Below are 23,800 nucleotides of genomic sequence, written 5' to 3'. Positions count from 1 at the left end.
GCTGGTCAGCGAGCGGCTGACGCCGGCGTTGCAGGCGCGGCAGCCGGCGGCGCTGTGGTGGCCGTGGCCGGCACCTTCGGGGGAACTGGCAGGTAAAGTGCGCCTTTTTGTCCGCAACCGCCCAGCAAGGCCGCGCCGACCACAATTGCAGCAAGGCCATAGCGGGAGGCCGAAGGGCGGATGCGGCCTAAAATTTGAGCTGAAGAAACCATGATGGGATTGTAATGACGGACCTTGAATACCAGGATCTGGCCGAGAGTGCACTCAGGGCCGTTGAAACCGCCTGTGACCGTATCAATGATGAGACCGACGCGGACATTGATAACCAGCGCACCGGCGGCATGGTCACGCTGACTTTCTCCAACCGCAGCCAGATCATCATCAACCTCCAGAAGCCTTTGCAGGAAATATGGATGGCGGCCAAGGCCGGCGGGTTCCACTATAAATTCAGTGGCGGGCAATGGGCTGATACCAAGGACTCGAGCGAGTTTTTTGCCAATTTGTCTCGCTATGCCAGTGAGCAGGCCGGCCAGACGTTGGTGTTCGCGGCCCCCGTGGAAGCAAATAAAGCGTAGCAGCCGAAGCTTGCAGGTGTGCGGTGATGGGCGTTGAAACAAAAAAGGGCTCCGTGGAGCCCTTTTTTGATGCGTTTCATCTCAGTTCTTGAACAGATCCAGGATGCGCTTTTTCTCGTCTGAAGGCGGCAGCACCTGGATCGCCCCTGGCGTAGCCGGGGTGCCGGCGGCTGCCGGGTCCTGTTGTATACCGACTGTGCTGACTCCGGAACCTTTGGCATATTCGCTGTAATACCACTCCCCGCCAACGTTGACGACACCTTCGGGCGGTGGGTATTCGGTGACCGGCACGCCCTTGAGTGCGTATTCCATGAAGTTGATCCAGATGGGCAGGCTCAGGCCGCCACCGGTTTCACGGTCGCCGAGTTTTTTCGGCGTGTCGTAACCCATCCAGACCGCCGCTGTCAGCGTAGGCTGGAACCCCACGAACCAGGTGTCGATCGAGTCATTGGTGGTACCGGTCTTGCCGAAAAGGTCGGGGCGTTTGAGCGTGGCTTGCGCTTTGGCCGCCGTACCTGAGCGTGCGACTTCCTGCAGCAGGCTGTCCATGATGAACGCATTGCGCGCATCGATGGCCCGGGCTGATTCGTCCAGCACGGGGGGCTTGCTTTCCAGCAGGACTTTGCCGCGCTGGTCGGTGATTTTGGTGACCAGGTAGGGATTGACGCGGAAACCGCCGTTGGCAAATACCGAATAAGCGGTGGCCATTTGTATCGGGGTGACCGATCCGGCGCCCAGCGCCATTGTCAGGTAGGCGGGATGTTTTTCGGCCTCAAAGCCAAAGTGGGTGATCCAGTCCTGCGCATACGGGGCGCCGATAGCCTGCAGTATGCGGATGGAAATCATGTTCTTGGATTTCTTCAGGCCGGTCCGCAGACTCATGGGACCGTCGAAAGTGCCGTCGTAGTTTTTGGGCTCCCAAGGCTGGCCGCCAGTGACGCCCGCGTCGAAAAACAGCGGGGCGTCATTCACCACGGTCGCTGGGGTAAAGCCCTTCTCGAGGGCGGCGGAGTAAATAAAGGGCTTGAAGCTGGAACCCGGCTGGCGCCATGCCTGGGTCACATGGTTGAACTTGTTTTTTTCGAAATCGAACCCGCCCACCAGTGCCCGGATGGAACCGTCGCGCGGATCAAGGGCCACAAAAGCGCCTTCCACCTCAGGCAGCTGGGTAATTTCCCAGGTGTTTTTCGGTGTTTTCGCCACGCGGATTAAGGCGCCGCGGCGAATCTTGATGTTGGGCCCGGCCTTGTCAGTCAGCCCGGATTGGGCGGGTTTCAGGCCGTCGCCGGTAATTTCAACCGTTTCGCTGTTCTGGCGCATGGCCAGAATTCGTTTGGGATTGGCTTCCAGCACGATGGCCGACATCACATCTCCGTTGTCGGGGTTGTCGGTCAGTGCGTCGTCAATCGCATCTTCCGTTTCCTGTGCATTGGCCGGCAGATCGATGAACTTCTCGGGGCCCCGGTAAATTTGCCGGCGCTCATAATCCATGATGCCCTTGCGCAAGGCTTTGTAGGCGACGGTCTGGTCGGTGGCACGCAGGGTGGTATAGACATTCAGCCCGCGGGTGTAGGTTTCGTCCCCGTACTGGTTGTAAACCAGCTGGCGCACGGTTTCAGCGACGTATTCCGCGTGTACCCGGCCTGCATCGGGCCCGGTCCTGACCTTGAGTTCTTCTTCTTTTGCGGCCTTGGCCTGTTCGGCGGTAATGAAGCCGTTTTCTTCCATGCGCTCGATGATGTAGAGCTGCCGGGCCCGGGCTCGCTTGGGATTGATGATGGGGTTGTAGGCCGAAGGTGCCTTGGGCAGGCCCGCCAGCATGGCCGCCTCGGAGATGGAGATGTTCTTCAGGGGCTTGCCGAAATAGGCCTCTGAGGCCGCGGCAAAGCCATAAGCCCGGTTTCCCAGAAAAATCTGGTTCATATAGATCTCAAGGATCTGGTCCTTGGTCAGCAGGTGCTCCAGCTTGAAGGTCAGCAGGATTTCATAGATCTTGCGGGTATAGCTTTTCTCGGCTGACAGATAGACATTGCGGGCCACCTGCATGGTGATGGTGGAGGCGCCCTGGCTCTTGGCCCGGCCCACATTGGCAAAGCCGGCCCGGATCACGCCCAGGTAATCCACGCCGCCATGTGAGAAAAAGCGGGCGTCTTCAATGGCCAGCACCGCGTCCTTCATGACCTGCGGGATGTCCTTGATCGGGGTGAGGCTGCGGCGTTCTTCCCCGAACTCTCCAATAACCACCCCATCGGCGGAGTAAACCCGCAATGGCAACTTTGGCCGGTAGTCGGACAAGTCAGAGATATCCGGCAGGTTGGGGTAGGCAACCGACAGCGCCACAGCCACAAACAGCAAGACGGCGGCAACACCAGCCAGCAACAGGCCACCACTCCACAAAAAGAACATGACCAGCCAGCGGGGGACAAGGGACTTTGCGCGACCTTGCTTGACCGGGGCAGAGTTTGAATCAGAAGACGTGGGTGTGGAGGGCATGTAGACAATCGTAAAGTCGCGTCACCATTATAAAAATCCCGGGAAGCGGGTTGTGCGGGGTGTCAGGGCAAGGGCCATACTTTTACGTTTGCAGACAACGTTTTAGGGAACATTGCAAACTCCTGGTCCGATACGACCGTCTGCTTTTGACAACGTTCCAGACGTCCAAAACAGGAAAAATCCTTACTGCACAAAGAGCTTACTGCTACTATTCAAGTGATTTCTTAAGTATGCAGGGCTACATATTAGCCGTCATTTGGGGACCGCCTTGATCTCTCTGGGATCGTTATTCAACCGCCAACAACCCGCTTTGCTGGGTTTAGATATCAGCTCATCCAGTGTCAAGCTGGTGGAGTTGAGCCGTGACAAGGCCGGTAATCTGGTGTTGGATCGCTGTGCGATCGAACCGCTGGAACGAGGCTGGATTACCGATGGTAACGTCGAAAAGTTTGACGAAGTGGCCGATGCCGTGCGCCGGCTCGTCAAAAAAAGCGGAACCCGCACCAAGAATGTGGCGATGGCCCTGCCGGCTTCGGCGGTCATTACCAAAAAAATCATTCTCCCGGGCGGCCTCAGCGACGCAGAGCTGGAAATTCAGGTCGAATCCGAAGCCAATCAATACATTCCGTTCTCGCTGGATGAAGTCAGTCTCGATTTCTGCGTGGTAGGCCCGAGTGCTACCTCCAGTGGCGACGTCGAAGTGCTGATTGCCGCTTCGCGCAAGGAAAAAGTGCAGGACAGGCAGGGTCTTGCGGAAGCCGCCGGGCTCAAGCCCATTGTTATAGATGTGGAGTCGTATGCCTCCCGCCTGGCCACCGCCCGCCTCATTGAGAGCCTTCCCAACAAGGGCGTGGACACCATGGTGGCCCTGTTTGAAGTGGGTGCATTGACGACCAGCATGCAGGTCATCAAAAACGACGAAGTACTTTATGAGCGTGATCAGGCCTTTGGTGGAGCCCAGCTGACGCAGCTCATCATTCGGCAGTACGGTTTTTCCCCTGAAGAAGCAGAAAGCAAAAAGCGCAGTGGCGATTTACCGGAAGACTATGAATCCGGCGTGCTGAAGCCTTTTGTCGAGAGCATGGCGCAGGAAATCGGAAGGGCCTTGCAGTTCTTCTTCACCAGCACTCCGCACAACAAGGTTGACTATGTGATGTTGGCCGGCGGCTCGTCCGCCCTGCCAGGTCTGACAGATTCCGTCACCCAGCAGACTTCGTTTGCCTGCGTGCTTGCCAATCCTTTCGAAGGAATGGAACTCGGTGATGGGGTACGTGAAAAGAAAATGCGGCGCGAAGCGGCGTCCTACCTGACCTCTTGCGGTCTGGCTTTGCGGAGGTTTCTGCAGTGATTCTCGTCAATCTGCTTCCCCACCGCGAAGCTGCGCGCAAGCGCAGGCGCGAAGTATTTTTTGCCACGCTGGGTATCGCGGCCTTGGTCGGCGGTCTTATTTGCGGTGCTGTTTATTCCTGGTACCTGGCCCAGATTGAGGGCCAGCGGGGAAAGAACAATTTTCTGAAAACGGAAATTACCCGGTTGGAAGGGCAGATCAAGGATATCGCCACGCTGCAGGCGGAGATTTCCGCTCTCAGGGCTCGTCAGAATGCCGTGGAAGATCTGCAGGGAAACCGCAATCTGCCGGTGTATTTGCTGAGCGAACTGGTCAAGCAGTTGCCCGATGGGGTGTATATCACCAGCATGAAACAAGACAACCAGGCCGTGATGATCACCGGCGTCGCACAGTCAAACGAACGTGTTTCGGAATTGTTGCGCAACCTGGCTAACAACAGTGCGTGGTTAACCCGGCCGGAACTTGTAGAAATCACCGCCGGCACGGTGTCACTCAGTGCGCGTGACCAGCGCAGGGTATCCAATTTTTCAATGAAGATCGGTTTGAAGCGGGCCAGCGATCCGAAAACTGTTGGCGCCACACCAGCAAGCTCAGGGACAGTACCGGTGGTGTCGGGGGCGGCTGCCAAGCCAGCTTCTGCCGCCTCGGCGCCGGCCAAGGTATGAGGCGGAATGAACGAGTTTGACCATGGCAAAAATCTCTAAAAATTCCATCGACTTTGCAGCAATTCAAAGCAGTCTGAAGTCCCAGTTTACGGGACTGGATCCCAATGATCCACCTTCATGGCCAGCACTTCCACGTTACCTCCTTTGTTTGGCCGTAACGATTTTTGTTGTCGTGGCTCTCTGGTTTGTATGGCTCAGCGCGTCCGATGAAGAGTTGACGGCGGAGAAAGCCAAGGAAGTCAAGCTCAAGGAAGATTACACAAAGAAGCTTGCACAGGCTGTCAATCTGGATGCGCTGAAGAAGCAGCGCGAACAGGTTCAACAATATGTAACCCAGCTTGAAAAGCAACTACCGAGCAAGGCCGAAATGGACGCACTGCTTTCTGATATTAATCAGGCGGGTTTGGGGCGTAGTCTGCAGTTCGAATTGTTTCGTCCAGGTCAGGTGAGCGTGAGGGAGTATTACGCGGAATTGCCGATCGCTGTTCGAGTCACTGGCAGATATCACGATATCGGTGCTTTTGCAGCTGATATTGCCAATCTTTCCCGCATTGTCACTCTGAATAATCTGAGCATAACGCCAGGCAAAGATAGTACCTTGGTTATGGATACCACAGCCAAAACGTTCCGCTATCTGGACAATGATGAAGTAGCCTTGCAGCGCAAGAGCGCTCCTGGAGCCAAAAAATGAGTGCAGGAAAATATGCGGTAATTTTTTGCGGTTTGGCAGGGATTTTATTGGGCCTGTCCGGCTGTGGTTCCTCTGAACAGGAGGAGTTGCAGGAATGGATGACCCAGCAACGGAACGCAACCAAGCCGAAAGTAGAGCCGTTGCCAGAGCCTACTAAATTTTCACCTCAGTTGTATGGCCAGGAAGGTTCAATAGAGCCTTTCAGCATTCAAAAACTGACACAGGCGCTGAAACGCGAATCCAATCAGTCGACGGCCAACGCCGCCTTGATCGCACCTGAACTGAGCCGACGAAAAGAACCACTGGAGGCATATCCCCTGGACGCTATTGCCATGGTGGGTAGCCTGATCAAGGTTGGCCAGCCAGTCGCGCTGGTACGAGTTGACAACCTGATTTATCAAGCCCGGGTAGGGAATTACCTGGGGCAAAACTACGGCCGGATCACCAAGGTCACTGAAACAGATCTCGCCTTGCGCGAGATAGTGCAAGACGCCGCGGGTGAATGGATAGAGCGGACCGCGACTTTACAGTTATTAGAGGGATCAAAATGAACAAGCAGACACCGGCACTAGAGACGCAGGAAAAAAAGGGCCGCCTGCAGCTTTTGTTTGGGCGTGTGTTGCGTTGTGCTTCGCTCAGTCTGGCATTTTCTGTAACTGCCGCTCCCTTGCTGGCGCAGGCACAGAATGCCATCCAGGCTGTTTCCGGATCAGTTCAGGGCGGTGCAGAGGTCATTCGAATCGATTTGGCGGAACCTTTGGCTGCGGTACCGACGGGTTTTAGTATCCAGACGCCGGCGCGTATAGCACTTGATTTTCCCGGGGTTGGTAACTCCATGGGACGATCTGCAGTGGACCTCAACTTGGGAAATCTGCGCTCGGCGAATGTCGTGCAGGCGGGTGAAAGAACCCGTGTAGTACTGAATCTAAAGGTGCCAACGGCGTATAAAGCTGAGATTCAAGGGAAATCGTTGTTGATTACCCTCGATTCAGTGGCGGCGGCTACGCCCTCCGCCACTACACCACCAGTGTTTGCCGAAAATCGCAACACCGACACATTGCCTTTGAAGGACATCGATTTCCGTCGTGGCGTTGAGGGTTCTGGCCGTATCGTTGTGGATCTGCCCAATAACCAGGTTGGCGTGGATATACGCCAGCAAGGCCAGACTTTGGTGGTTGAGTTCCTGAAAACCGCATTGCCAGAAGGACTTCGCCGTCGTCTGGATGTGGGCGATTTCGGAACACCAGTGCAAACCGTCACCACATTTCAAACGGGGGATAAGGTCCGTATGGTGGTTGAGCCCAAGGGCGCCTGGGAACACAGTGCGTATCAAAGTGATAACCAGTTTGTTCTGGAAGTGCGCCAGCAAAAAATTGACCCAAGCAAGCTGACGCAAGGACCTGGTTATAACGGTGAGAAGCTATCCCTGAATTTTCAGAACATTGAAATTCGCTCCCTTCTGCAGGTGATTGCAGACTTTACGAACTTCAATATCGTGACGTCGGACTCGGTTACCGGTGCGGTAACGTTGCGTCTGAAAGATGTTCCCTGGGATCAGGCACTGGACATTATTCTTCAGGCCAAGGGACTGGGCATGCGCAAAACAGGCAACGTCTTGTTGATCGCACCCAAAGACGAACTTGCAGCCAAAGACAAGCTGGAACTGGAGTCAAAGAATGCGATTCAAAGTCTGGAAACGCTCCGGACCCAGGATTTCAAGCTTAACTATGCAAAGGCTGCAGACATTGCGGCAGGGCTGTTGGGCTCCGGCGCTGGCGCTACAAAGATACTGTCTGCGCGAGGTAGTGTGATATCGGAGGCGCGCACCAATCAATTGTTCGTTACCGACATACCATCGCGACTTGAACAGGTGCAGGCGCTGATAGCGAAATTAGACGTCGCAGTCCGTCAAGTGTTGATTGAAGCTCGTATCGTTGAAGCATCGGATTCCTTCGGTAAATCTCTGGGCGTGCGGTTAGGGGGTCGACCCTTCACCCAGGGTAATAACACCGCTTTTGGCGGGTCGTATAACGCGACGGTTGCAGGAACTACTGCAGGTGAATTCGTGAGCTTGCCTGGTGTAGGCCAAAACGGATTCAACGCAAGTACGTTTGCCATTTCTTTGTTCAATGCCGCAAAGACACGATTCCTTAATCTTGAGATTTCTGCATCTGAAGCAGATGGCAAGACGAAAATTGTTTCCAGTCCACGTGTCGTGACTGCTGATCAGGTGAAGGCTCTGATTGAACAGGGTACAGAGCTTCCCTATCAACAGGCGACTTCCAGTGGTGCCACCGCTATTGCCTTTCGAAAGGCAAACTTGAAGCTCGAAGTCACTCCGCAAATAACGCCGGAGGGGAACATCATCCTTCAAGTGGACGTGAACAAGGATAGCGTGGGACGTGAAACAGCGAACGGATTCGCGATTGATACCAAGCATATTCAAACGCAGGTACTGGTGGAAAATGGTGGAACCGTGGTCATTGGCGGCATTTTTGAGCAAAATGATCGTGACAATGAAACCAAAGTCCCGCTTTTGGGCGACATCCCCGGTGTTGGCAATTTGTTCAAACAAAGAACGCGATCTGCCACGAAGTCTGAATTGCTGGTGTTCATCACACCCAAAATGCTGACTAACGGATCTGCCCTGCGTTAATTCCGACCACCCGTCTGATCGCCTTGGGCGAGTTCGAGGGCGGTAGGTAAAGAAGGCGTCGTGCTGAAGGACTGCGCGTGGGACTGCCAGTCCTCTGTGTAGTTGCTTGGCATGCTTCTGGGCAACCTTTCCTCCATATCAATTGAATGCACATCCGTTGAGAATCGCCTGCGTGGGCTTGCCTGGGTCGGGGAAATCCACCGTCGGCAGGCATCTTGCCCGAAGAATGGGGTTGCGGTTCATTGACTCGGATCAGGTGATAGAACAACGTATCGGTTGCTCTATCCGTGAGTTTTTTGAGCGCGAAGGTGAAGACGCATTTCGCGACATCGAGCAGCTGGTCATCGATGAGTTGACTCAGGGTGAGGTTTGCGTACTCTCCAGCGGCGGCGGGGCTGTGCTGCGCCCCGCCAACCGGCAACATCTTAGGGAGCGGGCGCAGGTGGTTTACCTGCATTCCATCCCCGAAGAGGTTTTTCGCCGTTTGCGGCATGACCAGAACCGCCCTTTGCTTCAGGTGGCCGATCCGCTGGCGCGGCTCAGGGATCTTTACGCCGCCCGTGACGCCCTCTATCGGGAAACGGCACACTATGTCATTGAAACAGGCCGCCCTTCAGTCTCTACGCTGGTCAACATGATCCTGATGCAGCTGGAGCTGGCAGGCGTGATGGCTCCGCCTCCCGACCGGCCATAACCATTGGCAAGCCTTGGAAAGGGTGGAAGCCTCTACACTTCTTCCATGCAAGAAAATTCCTCTTCCGCCGTTGCGACAATCCGGATTGATCTGGCCGAACGCAGCTATCCGATCGTCATTGGCAGCGGGCTTCTGGGAAGCAGCAATACCTATCAGGACGTGCCCAAAGCGGCGACGGCGCTGGTGGTGTCAAACACCACCGTGGCCCCGCTGTATGCCGTGCAACTCACCCGGGCCTTGCAGCAACGCTATGACAAGGTGCTGCTGGTCACCTTGCCGGATGGTGAAGTCCACAAGGACTGGCCAACCCTGCAATTGATTTTTGATGCGCTGCTGGAAAACGGCTGCGACCGAAAGACGGTGCTGTTTGCCTTGGGCGGTGGCGTGGTCGGCGACATGACCGGCTTTGCCGCGGCCAGCTACATGCGCGGCGTACCATTTGTGCAGGTGCCCACGACATTGCTGGCCCAGGTGGATTCCTCGGTAGGCGGCAAGACGGCGATCAACCACCCGCTGGGCAAAAACATGATCGGTGCGTTCTACCAGCCCTTGCAGGTGGTGTGCGACCTGGATGTCCTGGCGACGCTGCCTTTTCGCGAACTGAGTGCGGGCCTGGCCGAGATCATTAAATACGGCCCCATTGCCGACATGGCATTCCTTGAATGGATCGAGACCAACTTGCAGGACCTGCTCGCCAGGGAGCCCGTGGCCTTGGCCCACGCCATCCGGCGCAGTTGTGAGATCAAGGCGTGGGTTGTAAGCCAGGACGAGCGGGAGTCGGGCTTGCGGGCCATCCTGAATTTCGGTCACACCTTCGGCCACGCGATTGAATCCGGCCTGGGCTATGGGGAATGGCTGCATGGCGAAGGTGTGGGCTGCGGCATGGTGATGGCCGCGCATCTGTCAGAGCGTCTGGGCCTGGTTGACAAGCCTTTTACGGAACGCCTGACCAATCTTGTCCGACGATGCGGCCTGCCGGTGCGAGGACCTGTGCTGTCAACCACCGACAATGCCGGCCGCTATCTCGAACTGATGCGCATCGACAAAAAATCCGAAGCGGGTGAGATAAGGTTTGTTGTGATCGACGGCCCCGGGAAGGCAGCCGTTCGCAGTGCACCGGATGCCATGGTGCGCACTGTCATAGATATGTGCTGTGAATAAGCGGCGGAAAATATGGAAGAAGTACCTGAAATTGCTATCAATTCAGGAGCTGTTTGCGCTTATACGGTATGGGATTTCGGTCATTTTTATGCTTAATCCATGAATCTCCAGCCCTACGCCTGTGACCCGTCGCGTTCGCGCGGCCGCCGCTTTGCCGAGCCTGCTGCGCCAACCCGGTCCGAGTTTCAGCGCGACCGCGACCGTATCGTGCACTCCACCGCTTTTCGGCGCCTGGTGTACAAAACCCAGGTGTTTCTGAATCACGAAGGTGATTTGTTTCGCACCCGTCTGACTCATTCGCTGGAGGTCGCCCAGCTGGGAAGGTCCATCGCCCGCACGCTTCAGCTCAACGAAGACCTCGTGGAAGCCATTGCGCTGGCGCATGACCTGGGCCATACGCCGTTCGGTCATGCCGGTCAGGATGCCTTGAACGCGTGTCTGAAAGCCTGTAACCCAGACAGCGCAGGCTTTGAGCACAACCTGCAAAGCCTGCGCGTGGTGGATTCCCTTGAGGAGCGCTATCCGGCCTACAACGGGCTGAACCTGACCTTTGAGACGCGAGAAGGAATCCTGAAGCATTGTTCCAGGCGCAATGCACGCCATATTGAAGCCCGCGAGCCGGACGGTGTTGCCCGCCGGTTCGTGGAGCCCGCTGACGGGCCGCGCTGGCAGCAACCCGGTCTGGAGGCACAACTGGCCAATCTTGCGGACGAAATAGCCTACAACGCGCACGATATTGACGACGGCGTGCGCTCCGGCCTGTTAACCCTGGAGCAACTGGAGGGTGTCGAGCTGTTCGCGCAACACTGCCGGGAAACGCAACTGGCGCACCGGGCGTTGAAAGGCCGGCGGCTGCTGTTTGAGACCATACGGCGCATGCTCAGTGCCCAGGTCTATAACGTGATGGATGCGACATCGCTTGCGATTCACAAGGTTGCACCTGCCAGCGTGGACGAAGTTCGCAGGCATCCGGCGCTGGTGTGTTTTACCGAAGAAATGGCGATGCAGTCTGCATCCCTCAAACGTTTTTTGCTGCGAAACCTGTACCGCCACCCGAAAGTGGTGGAAACCACGCAGGCTGCCAAGCAGGTAGTCCGTGACCTGTTCGAAGCCTATATGGCCGACCCGGCCCAGATGCCGCAGGCTCACATCGACCGGTTTGACGGCATTGATGCCCCCCATGCGGCGGGCGCAAAACCCGAGAGGGTGGTCGCCGACTACATTGCCGGCATGACAGACCGCTTCGCCGCCAAAGAGCATGAGCGCCTTAAGGGGCGCGCAGCTTTTCCGGTTTAGGTGGAGTTGTAGCGGCCCATAGGCAGCAAGCGTGACGGAGCCCCGGCCAACAACAACCCCGAGCCCGAACGCGGCCTGGTACGTGATGGCTGCCGGTGTGGTGGCCGCCCTTTACGTGGGAAAACTACCGCCTGCGCTGCCTGTACTGGGAAAGGTATTGGGCGTGACATTGCTGCAGGCCGGATTTCTGCTGTCGCTGGTGCAGCTGGCGGGTATGGTGCTCGGGCTGCTCATCGGGCTTGTTGTGCAGCGTGCCGGCCTCAAGCGCAGCATGGTGGCCGGGTTGCTGGTGTTGTCCGGTGCCGGTCTGTTGGGCGGCGTGTCTCCCGATGTGCATTGGCTGCTCGCCGCACGTGTATTCGAAGGGCTGGGATTCCTCTGGGTGGTGTTACCGGCCCCAGCCCTGATCCGCCAGCTGGTGCCACAAGAGCGGCTCAATGGCATGCTGGGAGTATGGGGCGCCTACATGCCGCTGGGCGCCTCTCTGGCCTTGCTGGGAGGCCCCATGATCATCGGCCTGGCCGCACCTGACTGGGGTTGGCGAATCTTGTGGTGGCTTCTGGCCGCGCTGGCCGCAGTGCTGGCTTTGCTGGTCGCGTGGCAAGTTCCTGCACAGGGGCATCTGCATGATGGCATCTCCCCCCGGCAATCGCCGGCTCCTCATTTCCGTGGCGGAGATATTGTCCGCGCGACGCTGCGGTCGCGCGCAGCCTGGTACATGGCTGTTGCTTTTGCGATGTACTCGGGACAGTGGCTTGCTGTGGTCGGTTTCCTGCCGTCCATCTACACCCAGGCTGGCGTGAGCGGTGTGTGGGTGGCATGGCTTACGGCGCTTGCTGCTGCCGTCAATATCATCGGCAACGTCGCGGCAGGCAGGCTGCTGGAGCGTGGTGTACGACCGGTGGTTCTGCTTGGGGCAGGCTTCCTGTCGATGGCTGGAGGCGCACAGCTCGCATTTGCCGTGCAACTGCGCCCGGAAATACAGTACGTGGCCATACTGGTCTTCTCGATGGTGGGTGGCCTGATCCCCGCAACGCTGTTTAGCCTGGCCATCCAGCTTGCGCCCCGCCGTGATGCCGTGTCGACCACCGTTGGCTGGGTCCAGCAGTGGTCGGCGCTGGGGCAATTTGCCGGTCCTCCGCTGGTTGCCTGGGTGGCCAGCACTGCGGGAGGATGGCAATGGACGGGTTGGCTTGCGACGGCCGGCTGCGCCATCGCCCTCGTGTTGGCGATCTTGCTTGATCGTCTGCCTGGATCTGCCCGCCAACGCACTTGAACGGGCGTATGTTGGCGCCCCATGCGCATAGGCTTATGACGTGTTGGCATTTCCACGGTGGTTTTTGAGGGTTGCACCGATTACGCTGAGGGTCTGCGCACAATTTGTGACATTTCTTCGGAATATTGAGCGCATGCTGAGGTACGGGCATCAAACCTGCTTTGGCTATTTCGTCTCTCAAAAGGTGTTCTCATGGGTTTCAATCGACGTCAACTAATTCTGCGTGGGGTTTCCGCGGGCGCTGCGGTAGCAAGCCCTGCGCTCTGGGCTCAAAGCAAAACCAGCCGCAAGATTCTTCTTGGCCAATCGGTTCCCCTGACAGGTGCAGCCGACCAGATCGGTCTGGCGTATCTGAATGGAGCAAAGATTTATTTCGATGCCATCAATGCAAAGGGCGGTGCCGGCGGCCACAAGATAGAAGTCAAGACACTCGACGACGGCTACAACCCGGCCAAGGCTGCCGCCAATGCCAAGCAGTTGATCGACGAAGGCGTCGATGCGCTGTTCGGCTTTGCCGGTACAGCCAGCTGTGATGCCGCGTTTGCCGCTTCCAAGGCATCCGGGGCGCTCTTTTTCGCACCTTTTGCGGCGTCGGACGCATTGCATGATCCTGCGCTGGCAAACATATTTCATGTGCGTCCGGCGCTGGCCGATGAGGCCTACAAAATTGCGCGCCACTGTGCCACCCTCAACCAGGACCGTATCGGTGTATTTGCCGAAGATGACGCCATGGGGCGGGGCGGCCTTGCAGCGGTGAACCAGGCCCTGATCGACCTGAAGCGCCCGGCCATCGTTGGCAGCGCCCTGTCGCCGGTCAACAGCGACAAGGTCGATGCCGCAGTGGCGCAGCTGATGAAGGCGCAACCTCAGGCCGTGATCCAGGTCAGCCTGTTCAATTCATCGGCAGCGTTCATCCGCAAGATGCGCCAGGCCGGCTTCGGCGGGCAGTTCCTCAATTTCTCCGTCGTGGGTATCGATCCGCTGTTCAGTGCCTTGGGCAAGGAGATAGGCGGTGTGGTGATCTCGCAGGTGGTGCCGTCGCCACGCAGCACGGGTACGCCCATCATCAAGGAATACCTGGATGTACTGAACCAGACGGACCAGACGCCGAGTTACGAGAGTGTGGAGGGTTATATTGCTGCCCGTACTTTTGCCGAAGGCGTACGCCGCAGTGCGGCCGGCAGCGGCAAACCCGACAGGGCAGGTCTGCAAAAGGCGTTTGAAACCATGACGGACTACGACGTGGGCGGCTTTCGTGTGAACCTGCGCCCCAAGAAATACGAATCGGTGCGTGCGATTGACCTGGTCACCATCACGCCTGACGGCAAAGTTGTCCGTTAAGCGTCTTCTTTCCCGTCGTTTCAACGGCGCCCAATGGACTCAGTGCGGAGCAGGAAATCAGGGTCAGATCAAATATCATGATGCAAACTTCAGGCATTGCATCCCATGGCCCGTCTTCCCCGGCTGACGCTCCCCGGTTACCCGCACCACATCATCCAGCGGGGGAATAACCGGCAAACTGTCTTTTCTTCGGCCGCCGACCACCAGGTGTTTTTGGCGTTGCTTGAAGAAAGCGCCCGCAAGTTCGGCGTTGCCCTGCATGCTTACGTGCTGATGGACAACCATTTCCACTTACTGGCGACGCCTTCCACAGCGGACAGCCTGCCGCAGATGATGCAGGCTGCCGGGCGGCGCTATGTGCGTTACTTCAACGACAACCAGGGCCGCTCCGGCACCTTGTGGGAAGGGCGTTACCGGGCCACCGTGATCGAGGCCGAGCGCTACCTGCTGGCCTGCATGGCCTATATGGACCTCAATCCGGTCCGCGCGGGACTGGTGGCCGAGGTCAAAGACTATCCGTGGTCCAGCTACGGCCACTACGCAGGCCTGCGGGTCGACGGCCTGCTCACGCCGCACCCGCTGGTCTGGGCGCTGGGCAACACGCCCTTCGCCCGTGAAGTGGCCTACGCCGAACTGGTGCGCGCCGGCATCACGCTGGAGCAGCAAGACCAGCTGACCCGATCCGCCCTGAGTGGCTGGGCCCTGGGTGGAGATGGCTTTTTGGCGGAGTTGCAAAAGCGCACGGAGCGCCGTGTCACCAGGAACCAGGCGGGGCGCCCACCCCTACGCGTAGCTGAGGGCCCGGATGATGAATAACTTCATATTTATCAAGGCTTGGCGCGCTTGAGTTTAATATGTCCCCAATTGATTGTTGATTAAATTGATCGACATTTAATTAGAATCTGACCCCATTTAAAGCGCTTGGCATTGTTGTTGCAATGCAATATGCTCCCATTCCCTGCGAAAAATTATGAACCTTGCGGATGGAAGCGTTGCCAGGGCCTTTAACGGTCGTTCGGGCATCGCCGTCATCCCCAACTGACGAGGAATTGCCATGACCACGGCTGCTGAAATCAAGCATTTTGAAGAAAACGGTTTGTACTCCGGTGCAAACGAACATGACGCCTGCGGCGTCGGTTTCGTGGCGCACATCAAGGGGCACAAAAGCCACGCCATCGTCCAGCAAGGCCTGAAGATCCTCGAGAACCTCGACCACCGGGGCGCAGTGGGCGCTGACAAGCTCATGGGCGACGGCGCCGGTATCCTGATCCAGCTGCCCGATGCGCTGTACCGTGAAGAAATGGCCGGCCAGGGCGTGCAGCTGCCGCCACCCGGAGAATACGGCGTCGGCATGGTCTTCCTGCCGAAAGAGCACGCTTCCCGCCTGGCCTGCGAACAGGCGCTCGAGCGCGCCGTCAAGGCCGAAGGCCAGGTGCTGCTGGGCTGGCGCGACGTGCCGGTCAACCGCGACATGCCCATGTCGCCCACCGTGCGCGAAAAAGAACCCATCCTGCGCCAGATCTTCATCGGTCGCGGCAACGACGTCATCGTGCAGGACGCGCTGGAGCGCAAGCTGTATGTCATTCGCAAAACCGCCAGCGCCGCCATCCAGAACCTGCGCCTGACGCACAGCAAAGAATATTACGTGCCCAGCATGTCCAGCCGCACGGTGGTCTACAAAGGCCTGCTGCTGGCCGACCAGGTGGGCACCTACTACCGTGACTTGACCGACCCGCGCTGCGTCTCGGCACTCGGATTGGTGCATCAGCGCTTCTCGACCAACACCTTCCCGGAGTGGCCGCTGGCCCACCCGTACCGCTATGTGGCGCACAACGGCGAAATCAACACCGTCAAAGGCAACTACAACTGGATGAAGGCACGTGAAGGCGTGATGTCTTCGCCGGTGCTGGGTGCCGACCTGCAAAAGCTCTACCCGATCAGCTTTGCCAGCCAGTCCGACACCGCGACCTTCGACAACTGCCTCGAGTTGCTGACCATGGCCGGCTACCCCATCAGCCAGGCCGTGATGATGATGATCCCCGAGCCTTGGGAACAGCACACCACCATGGACGAGCGCCGCAAGGCCTTCTATGAGTACCACGCCGCCATGCTTGAGCCCTGGGACGGCCCGGCCTCCATCGTGTTCACCGACGGCCGCCAGATCGGCGCCACGCTGGACCGCAACGGCCTGCGCCCCTCGCGCTACTGCGTGACCGATGACGACCTGGTCATCATGGCCTCCGAATCCGGCGTGCTGCCGATTCCTGAGCACAAGATCGTGCGCAAATGGCGCCTGCAGCCCGGCAAGATGTTCCTGATCGACCTCGAACAAGGCCGCATGGTCGACGACGAAGAAATCAAGGCCACGCTGGCCCACAGCAAGCCTTACAAGCAATGGATTGAAAACCTGCGCATCAAGCTGGACGACGTGGCCGGCAAGGCGGCAAAGGCGGCTCCGGTCACCACCCCCGCTGTATCGGGCATTGCATTGCTTGATCGCCAGCAGGCCTTTGGCTACACACAGGAAGACATCAAGTTCCTGATGTCCCCCATGGCCGCCAACGGCGAAGAAGCCACCGGCTCCATGGGCAACGACAGCCCGCTGGCTGTGCTGTCCAACAAGAACAAGCCGCTCTACAACTACTTCAAGCAGTTGTTCGCGCAGGTGACCAACCCACCCATCGACCCGATCCGCGAAGCCATCGTGATGTCGCTGGTGTCCTTCATCGGCCCCAAGCCCAACCTGCTGGACATCAACCAGGTCAACCCGCCGATGCGGCTTGAAGTGAGCCAGCCCGTGCTCAACGTGGCCGACATGCAAAAGCTGCGCGACATCGAAGCGCACACACAGGGCAAGTTCAAGAGCTATACCCTGGACATCACCTACCCGCTGGCCTGGGGCCACGAAGGCGTCGAGGCCAAGCTGGCTTCGCTGTGCGCTGAAGCGGTCGACGCGATCAAGGACGGCAAAAACATCCTGATCATCAGCGACCGCGGCATCACCGCCACGCAGGTGGCCATCCCGGCCCTGCTGGCGCTGTCGGCGATTCACCAGCACCTGGTGAAAGAAGGCTTGCGCACGACCGCCGGCCTGGTGGTTGAAACCGGCTCTGCCCGCGAAGTGCATCACTTTGCCGTGCTGGCCGGCTACGGCGCTGAAGCCGTTCACCCCTACCTCGCGATGGAAACGCTGGCTGAGCTGTCCAAGGGCCTGCCGGGTGACCTCAGCACCGACAAGGCGGTCTACAACTACACCAAGGCCATCGGCAAGGGCCTGTCCAAGATCATGTCCAAGATGGGCGTGTCGACCTACATGAGCTACTGCGGCGCGCAACTGTTCGAAGCCATCGGCCTGAGCCGTGACACCGTGGCCAAGTTCTTCACTGGCACCGCCAGCCAGGTTGAAGGCATGGGTGTGTTTGAGATCGCTGAAGAAGCGCTGCGCATGCACCGCGCCGCCTTCAGCGACGACCCGGTGCTGGCCAACATGCTGGACGCCGGCGGCGAATACGCCTGGCGCGTGCGCGGCGAAGACCACATGTGGACGCCCGATGCAATCGCCAAGCTGCAGCATTCCACGCGCTCCAACAACTGGAACACCTACAAGGAATACGCCCAGCTGATCAACGACCAGAACCGCCGCCACATGACGCTGCGCGGCCTGTTCGAGTTCAAGATCGACCCGTCCAAAGCCATCCCGATCGATGAAGTCGAGCCGGCCAAAGAGATTGTCAAGCGTTTTGCTACCGGCGCCATGTCGCTGGGCTCCATCAGCACCGAAGCCCACGCCACGCTGGCTGTGGCCATGAACCGCATCGGCGGCAAGAGCAACACGGGCGAGGGCGGTGAAGACCCGAACCGCTACCGGCAAGAACTCAAGGGCATCCCCATCAAGAAGGGCGAGACGCTGAAAAGCGTGATCGGCCCTAAACAGGTCGAGGTTGATTTGCCGCTGCAGGACGGCGATTCGCTGCGCTCGCGCATCAAGCAGGTCGCGTCGGGGCGTTTTGGTGTCACGGCCGAATACCTGGTGTCGGCGGACCAGATCCAGATCAAGATGGCCCAGGGCGCCAAGCCCGGCGAGGGCGGCCAGCTGCCCGGCGGAAAAGTCAGCGAATACATCGGCCACCTGCGCTACTCGGTGCCCGGCGTCGGTTTGATCTCGCCGCCGCCGCACCACGACATCTACTCCATCGAAGATCTGGCCCAGCTGATCCACGATCTGAAGAACGTGAACCCGCGCGCCAGCATCAGCGTCAAGCTGGTGAGTGAAGTCGGCGTTGGCACCATTGCAGCGGGCGTGGCCAAGGCCAAGTCCGACCACGTGGTAATTGCCGGCCACGACGGCGGCACGGGTGCTTCGCCCTGGTCGTCCATCAAGCATGCCGGCTCGCCCTGGGAAATTGGCCTGGCCGAAACCCAGCAGACCCTGGTGCTCAACCGCCTGCGCGGCCGCATCCGCGTGCAGGCTGACGGCCAGATGAAAACCGGCCGAGACGTCATCATCGGCGCGCTGTTGGGCGCTGATGAATTCGGTTTTGCCACCGCGCCGCTGGTCGTTGAGGGCTGCATCATGATGCGCAAGTGCCACCTCAACACCTGCCCTGTTGGTGTGGCCACACAAGACCCTGTGCTGCGCCAGAAATTCAGCGGCAAGCCCGAGCATGTGGTCAATTACTTCTTCTTCGTCGCCGAAGAGGCGCGCCAGCTGATGGCGCAGCTCGGCGTGCGCAAGTTTGACGACCTGATCGGCCGCGCCGACCTGCTCGACACGCAAAAAGGCATCGAGCACTGGAAAGCCAGCGGCCTCGATTTCGCCCGCCTTTTCTACCAGCCGAATGTGCCGGCCGACGTGCCGCGCATGCACGTGATGGAACAAGACCACGCGCTCGAAAAAGCGCTGGACGTGCGTCTGATCGAAAAATCGAAAGCCGCAATTGAAAAGGGCGAAAAAGTCCAGTTCATCGAAGTGGCGCGCAACGTCAACCGCACCGTCGGCGCGATGCTGTCGGGCGAGCTGACACGCCACCACCCGCAAGGCCTGCCCGACGACACGCTGCGCATCCAACTCGAAGGCACGGGCGGCCAATCTTTCGGCGCCTTCCTGGCCAAGGGCATCACCATGTACCTGATCGGTGACGCCAACGACTACACCGGCAAGGGCCTGTCGGGCGGCCGTATCGTCGTGCGCCCGAGTATCGACTTCCGCGGTGATGCGGTGAAGAACACCATCGTCGGCAACACCGTGCTCTACGGCGCAACCACCGGCGAAGCCTTCTTCAGCGGCGTGGCCGGCGAACGTTTTGCCGTGCGGCTCTCGGGCGCCACGGCGGTCGTTGAAGGCACGGGCGACCACGGCTGCGAATACATGACGGGCGGCACCGTCGCGGTGCTGGGCAAGACCGGCCGCAACTTCGCCGCCGGCATGAGTGGTGGGGTGGCTTATGTGTATGACGAAGACGGTTTGTTTGCCACGCGCTGCAACACGTCGATGGTGTCGATGGACCGCATCGTCACCACGGCCGAGCAGCACACCCATGACAAGGCCGACTGGCATGCCGAACAAAGCGATGAGGAATTGCTCAAGCGCCTCTTGCAAGACCACAACCGCTGGACCGGCAGCAAGCGCGCGCGCGAGCTGCTCGACAACTGGAGCGAGTCACGCCTGAAGTTTGTGAAGGTCTTCCCGAACGAATACAAGAAGGCGCTGATTGAGCGCAAGGAACGCCGCCTGGAAGCCGCGACCGAGACCACAAGGGCTCAGGTCGCCACCAACCAGGAAGCGGTGGCGGCCAAGTAAGGCTGCTGAAGCTCTCACGCCACCTTACGTTTGCTATTAAATTTATAGCTGCTTGCGCTCATCCTTAAAGGGCTGGCGGCATAAAACGCTTAAAAGAATTGCACAGGACGCATCATGGGAAAAATCACCGGCTTCATGGAATACGAGCGCATCGAAGAGGGCTACAAGCCCGTGCCGGAGCGCCTGAAGAACTACAAGGAATTTGTCATCGGGCTGGACGACGCGCAGGCCAACAAGCAGGCCGCGCGCTGCATGGACTGCGGCACGCCGTTTTGCAACAGCGGCTGCCCGGTCAACAACATCATTCCTGACTTCAACGACATGGTGTTTCGCGCCGACTGGAAAAACGCGATCGACACGCTGCACAGCACCAACAACTTCCCCGAGTTCACCGGCCGCATCTGCCCGGCACCCTGCGAAGCCGCCTGCACGCTGAACGTGAACGACGACGCCGTCGGCATCAAGTCCATCGAGCACGCCATCATCGACCGCGCCTGGTCCGAAGGCTGGGTCAAGCCTGTGATGCCCAAGCACAAGACCGGCAAGAAGGTTGCCGTGGTCGGCTCCGGTCCCGCCGGCATGGCCGCCGCGCAGCAGTTGGCGCGCGCCGGCCATGAGGTGACGCTGTTCGAGAAGAACGACCGCGTCGGCGGCCTGCTGCGCTACGGCATCCCTGACTTCAAGATGGAAAAGGTCCATATCGACCGCCGCGTCGAGCAAATGAAGGCCGAAGGCGTGAACTTCCGCACCGGCGTGATGGTGGGCAGCCTGCCTAAGGACTCCAAAGTCACCAACTGGGCGAAAGAAAGCATTACCCCTGAGCAACTCCAGAAAGACTTCGATGCCGTCATCCTGACCGGCGGCGCCGAACAATCGCGCGACCTGCCCGTCCCCGGCCGCGACCTGGACGGCGTTCACTTCGCGATGGAGTTTTTGCCCCAGCAAAACAAGATCAATGCCGGTGACAAGGTCAAAGGCCAGCTGCGCGCCGACGGCAAGCACGTCATCGTGATTGGCGGCGGCGACACCGGCTCCGACTGCGTGGGCACCAGCAACCGCCACGGCGCGGTCAGCGTCACCCAGTTTGAACTGATGCCCCAGCCGCCCGAGGAAGAAAACCGCCCCATGACCTGGCCTTACTGGCCGATCAAGCTGCGCACCTCTTCCAGCCACGAAGAAGGCTGCGAGCGCGAGTTCGCCATCTCCACCAAGGAACTGATTGGCGAAAAAGGCAAGGTCACCGGCCTGAAGACCGTTCGTGTCGAATGGAAAGACGGCAAGATGGTGGAAGTGCCTGGCTCCGAGCAAACCCTCAAGGCCGACCTGGTGCTGCTGGCCATGGGATTTGTTTCACCGGTGGCGTCGGTTCTGGACGCGTTCGGCATCGAAAAAGACAACCGTGGCAATGCCAAGGCCCATACTGACTTCACCGGTGGCTACGCCACCAACGTGCCCAAGGTGTTTGCCGCCGGCGACATCCGCCGCGGCCAGAGCCTGGTGGTATGGGCGATTCGCGAAGGCCGCCAGGCCGCGCGCGCSGTCGACGAGTTTCTGATGGGCTTTAGCGACCTGCCTCGCTAAGCGCCGCGCCCGGCCTTCKCAAATCGCCCCAAGGGGCGGTTAAATAAACCCCAAGCTYGCGCTTGGGGTGCGCGTAGGCCGCCAGGCCGCGCGCGYGGTCGACGAGTTTCTGATGGGCTTTAGCGACCTGCCTCGCTAAGCGCCGCGCCGGCCTTCTCAAATCGCCAAAAAGGGGCGATTGTGAGGCCCAAGCTGGTGCCCGGGTTGCGTGAAATGGTGCCAAACCTCCAGAAATCACCCAATTGGCGTGACGGTCCGTTGCGCTTTGCGCACACCTGCCTGGTTGGCAAATAACACCGAAAACCCCGGGTGCTATCAAAAAAATAGCTGCTTGCGCCGGATAGTTGTGGCTTGCGGCCACTATCGGCCCGATAAGGCGGCCGCTTTTTTGGGCCACCCTCGCTGCTTTAGGCCGCTCAGCCCAAGGTTTTTGGTTTCCGGTCAGGGGCTGTATAAGGGCAAACCCCGTATCATTCGGTATTACTTACCCAAGCCAACACACCTGCTGGCCTGTCTTTTCTCCTTCAATGCCCGACATTTCCGCTTCATCATTGGTTGAGTTCAAGGATGTGACGTTTTCCTACCCCGGCTCCGCCGGTGATCGCGTCATCCTGGACAAGGTCACGCTGTCCGTGCCTCGCGGCAAGGTTACCGCGCTGATGGGCGCTTCGGGAGGCGGCAAAACCACCGTGCTGCGCCTCATCGGCGGGCAGCAAAAGGCTGTCAGCGGCGCTGTGCTGTTCGACGGCAAGGACGTCGGCAAGCTGGCCCAGGCGGAACTCTATGCCGCGCGCCGTCGCATGGGCATGCTGTTCCAGTTCGGTGCGTTGTTCACCGATCTGAGTGTTTTCGACAATGTGGCGTTTCCCTTGCGCGAGCACACCGAATTGGGTGAAGCCCTGATCCGCGATATCGTGCTGATGAAACTCAATGCGGTGGGCCTGCGCGGCGCGCGGGACCTGCTGCCCAGCGAGATTTCGGGCGGCATGGCCCGCCGGGTTGCGCTGGCGCGGGCCATTGTGCTGGACCCGGAACTCATCATGTACGACGAACCGTTCTCCGGGCTCGATCCGATCTCGCTCGGTACCGCCGCGCAGCTCATACGCCAGCTCAACGATACGCTGGGCATTACCAGCGTGGTGGTGTCGCATGATCTGGAAGAAACCTTCCGCATTGCCGACAAGGTCATCATCCTGGCCAATGGTGGCATTGCGGCGCAGGGCACACCTGACGAGGTGCGTCGCTCCACCGATCCGCTGGTGCACCAGTTCGTCAATGCCGAAAGCGAAGGCCCCGTGAAATTCCACTATCCGGGCCCCACTGTGGATGCCGATTTCGGCGACCCGGCGGCCAAATCAGGGAAGCGCGCATGAGCCGCTATAGCCCTGTCGCGCTGATTTCCGGCCTCGGTTTTTCCGTGCGCAGCCAGCTGGCCGAGCTGGGCTACGCCGCGCGGTTGATGTCCCGGCTGGTGGCCCTCACCGGCCCGGCCCTGGCCCGCTTTGGCCTGGTGCGCGACCAGATTTTCTTTTTGGGCAACTACTCGCTGGCCATCATTGCCGTGTCGGGTCTGTTTGTCGGCTTTGTGCTGGGCCTGCAGGGCTACTACACGCTGCAGCGCTATGGCTCGGCAGAAGCGCTGGGCTTGCTGGTGGCGCTCAGCCTCGTGCGCGAACTCGGGCCGGTGGTCACTGCTTTGCTGTTTGCCGGCCGCGCCGGCACGGCGTTGACGGCCGAAATCGGCCTGATGAAAGCCGGCGAACAGCTCTCAGCCATGGAAATGATGGCGGTAGACCCGGTGCGGCGCATCCTGGCGCCCCGCTTCTGGGGCGGCATCATCGCCATGCCCCTGCTGGCTGCCGTGTTCAGCGCTGTGGGCATCATGGGTGGCTGGCTGGTGGGTGTGGTCATGATCGGTATTGATGCGGGCTCCTTCTGGAGCCAGATGCAGTCCGGTGTCGATGTCTGGCGCGACGTAGGCAACGGCATCATCAAGAGTTTTGTGTTTGGCGTCACGGTCACTTTTGTGGCCTTGCACCAGGGTTTCGAGGCCCAGCCGACGCCTGAGGGCGTGTCGCGCGCGACCACGCGGACCGTGGTGGTTGCGTCGCTGGCCGTGCTGGGGCTGGATTTCCTGCTGACCGCCTCGATGTTCAGCCTTTAAAACCGTCTTCATACATTTTTAATTCGCCCATGAGAAAATCCTGCTTCCCAGTGTTTGCC

The 23,800-nt window shown here is 59.1% G+C and carries 18 protein-coding genes; 16 read left to right on the top strand and 2 right to left on the bottom strand.

Annotation, left to right across the window (positions count from 1 at the left end):
• Positions 1–5: 5 nt before the first annotated feature.
• Positions 6–212, bottom strand: a complete 207-nt coding sequence (lptM, locus tag AC1DZE_RS10905; protein WP_477669889.1) for an LPS translocon maturation chaperone LptM — start codon at positions 210–212, stop codon at positions 6–8.
• Between the two features lie 12 nt (positions 213–224).
• Here lptM and cyaY point away from each other — a divergent pair, with 12 nt between their 5' ends.
• Positions 225–575, top strand: coding sequence for an iron donor protein CyaY (gene cyaY / locus AC1DZE_RS10900; RefSeq protein WP_477673119.1), 351 nt, complete (start codon positions 225–227; stop codon positions 573–575).
• Between the two features lie 81 nt (positions 576–656).
• Here cyaY and AC1DZE_RS10895 read toward each other — a convergent pair whose 3' ends face one another.
• Positions 657–3,068 (bottom strand): penicillin-binding protein 1A, encoded by a 2,412-nt coding sequence (locus tag AC1DZE_RS10895; protein ID WP_477700023.1) that lies wholly within the window; start codon positions 3,066–3,068, stop codon positions 657–659.
• A 268-nt stretch (positions 3,069–3,336) separates the two neighbouring features.
• Between AC1DZE_RS10895 and AC1DZE_RS10890 the strand changes: the two genes are divergently transcribed.
• The 15 genes from AC1DZE_RS10890 (at position 3,337) to mlaE (ending at position 23,741) form a co-directional block, all read left to right on the top strand.
• The gene (locus AC1DZE_RS10890) at positions 3,337–4,416 is read left to right on the top strand and encodes a pilus assembly protein PilM (protein ID WP_477686099.1); all 1,080 of its coding nucleotides are present in this window, start codon (positions 3,337–3,339) and stop codon (positions 4,414–4,416) included.
• Entirely contained in the window at positions 4,413–5,081 is a 669-nt protein-coding gene (locus AC1DZE_RS10885) for a PilN domain-containing protein (RefSeq protein ID WP_477673956.1), read from the top strand. Before AC1DZE_RS10890 ends, AC1DZE_RS10885 begins: the two co-directional genes overlap by 4 nt.
• A gap of 22 nt (positions 5,082–5,103) precedes the next feature.
• On the top strand, positions 5,104–5,772 hold the full coding sequence (locus tag AC1DZE_RS10880) for a type IV pilus inner membrane component PilO (protein ID WP_477669884.1): 669 nt from the start codon (positions 5,104–5,106) through the stop codon (positions 5,770–5,772).
• Positions 5,769–6,323, top strand: a complete 555-nt coding sequence (locus AC1DZE_RS10875; RefSeq protein ID WP_477669883.1) for a pilus assembly protein PilP — start codon at positions 5,769–5,771, stop codon at positions 6,321–6,323. Before AC1DZE_RS10880 ends, AC1DZE_RS10875 begins: the two co-directional genes overlap by 4 nt.
• Positions 6,320–8,428 carry a type IV pilus secretin PilQ gene (locus AC1DZE_RS10870; RefSeq protein WP_477669882.1) on the top strand — a complete coding sequence of 703 codons (2,109 nt, stop codon included), beginning with the start codon at positions 6,320–6,322 and terminating at the stop codon, positions 8,426–8,428. Before AC1DZE_RS10875 ends, AC1DZE_RS10870 begins: the two co-directional genes overlap by 4 nt.
• A gap of 157 nt (positions 8,429–8,585) precedes the next feature.
• Positions 8,586–9,122: a shikimate kinase gene (locus AC1DZE_RS10865; protein ID WP_457279811.1), complete on the top strand. Its 537-nt coding sequence runs from the start codon at positions 8,586–8,588 to the stop codon at positions 9,120–9,122.
• A 45-nt stretch (positions 9,123–9,167) separates the two neighbouring features.
• Complete coding sequence (aroB, locus tag AC1DZE_RS10860; RefSeq protein WP_477700022.1) at positions 9,168–10,283, top strand: 3-dehydroquinate synthase; 1,116 nt, start codon at positions 9,168–9,170, stop codon at positions 10,281–10,283.
• Between the two features lie 99 nt (positions 10,284–10,382).
• A complete protein-coding gene (locus AC1DZE_RS10855; RefSeq protein ID WP_477669880.1) occupies positions 10,383–11,579 on the top strand; it encodes a deoxyguanosinetriphosphate triphosphohydrolase in 1,197 nt (398 codons plus the stop codon).
• An 85-nt stretch (positions 11,580–11,664) separates the two neighbouring features.
• On the top strand, positions 11,665–12,855 hold the full coding sequence (locus AC1DZE_RS10850) for an MFS transporter (protein WP_477670209.1): 1,191 nt from the start codon (positions 11,665–11,667) through the stop codon (positions 12,853–12,855).
• A 192-nt stretch (positions 12,856–13,047) separates the two neighbouring features.
• The gene (locus tag AC1DZE_RS10845) at positions 13,048–14,196 is read left to right on the top strand and encodes an ABC transporter substrate-binding protein (RefSeq protein WP_477686090.1); all 1,149 of its coding nucleotides are present in this window, start codon (positions 13,048–13,050) and stop codon (positions 14,194–14,196) included.
• Positions 14,197–14,301: 105 nt separating this feature from the next.
• Positions 14,302–15,012 carry a transposase gene (locus AC1DZE_RS10840; protein WP_477700021.1) on the top strand — a complete coding sequence of 237 codons (711 nt, stop codon included), beginning with the start codon at positions 14,302–14,304 and terminating at the stop codon, positions 15,010–15,012.
• A gap of 238 nt (positions 15,013–15,250) precedes the next feature.
• Positions 15,251–19,996, top strand: a complete 4,746-nt coding sequence (locus tag AC1DZE_RS10835; protein WP_477700020.1) for a glutamate synthase-related protein — start codon at positions 15,251–15,253, stop codon at positions 19,994–19,996.
• A 114-nt stretch (positions 19,997–20,110) separates the two neighbouring features.
• Positions 20,111–21,577 (top strand): glutamate synthase subunit beta, encoded by a 1,467-nt coding sequence (locus AC1DZE_RS10830; protein WP_477672593.1) that lies wholly within the window; start codon positions 20,111–20,113, stop codon positions 21,575–21,577.
• A 527-nt stretch (positions 21,578–22,104) separates the two neighbouring features.
• Positions 22,105–22,950, top strand: a complete 846-nt coding sequence (locus AC1DZE_RS10825) for an ABC transporter ATP-binding protein (protein ID WP_477669875.1) — start codon at positions 22,105–22,107, stop codon at positions 22,948–22,950.
• Complete coding sequence (gene mlaE, locus AC1DZE_RS10820) at positions 22,947–23,741, top strand: lipid asymmetry maintenance ABC transporter permease subunit MlaE (RefSeq protein ID WP_457279722.1); 795 nt, start codon at positions 22,947–22,949, stop codon at positions 23,739–23,741. The genes AC1DZE_RS10825 and mlaE overlap by 4 nt, the downstream gene beginning before the upstream one ends.
• Positions 23,742–23,800: the final 59 nt, after the last annotated feature.

It is taken from the genome of Polaromonas sp. P1_F1 (assembly GCF_056405795.1).
Note: the sequence above shows the minus strand (reverse complement) of the source record. Positions and strands in the feature narration are given on the sequence as shown.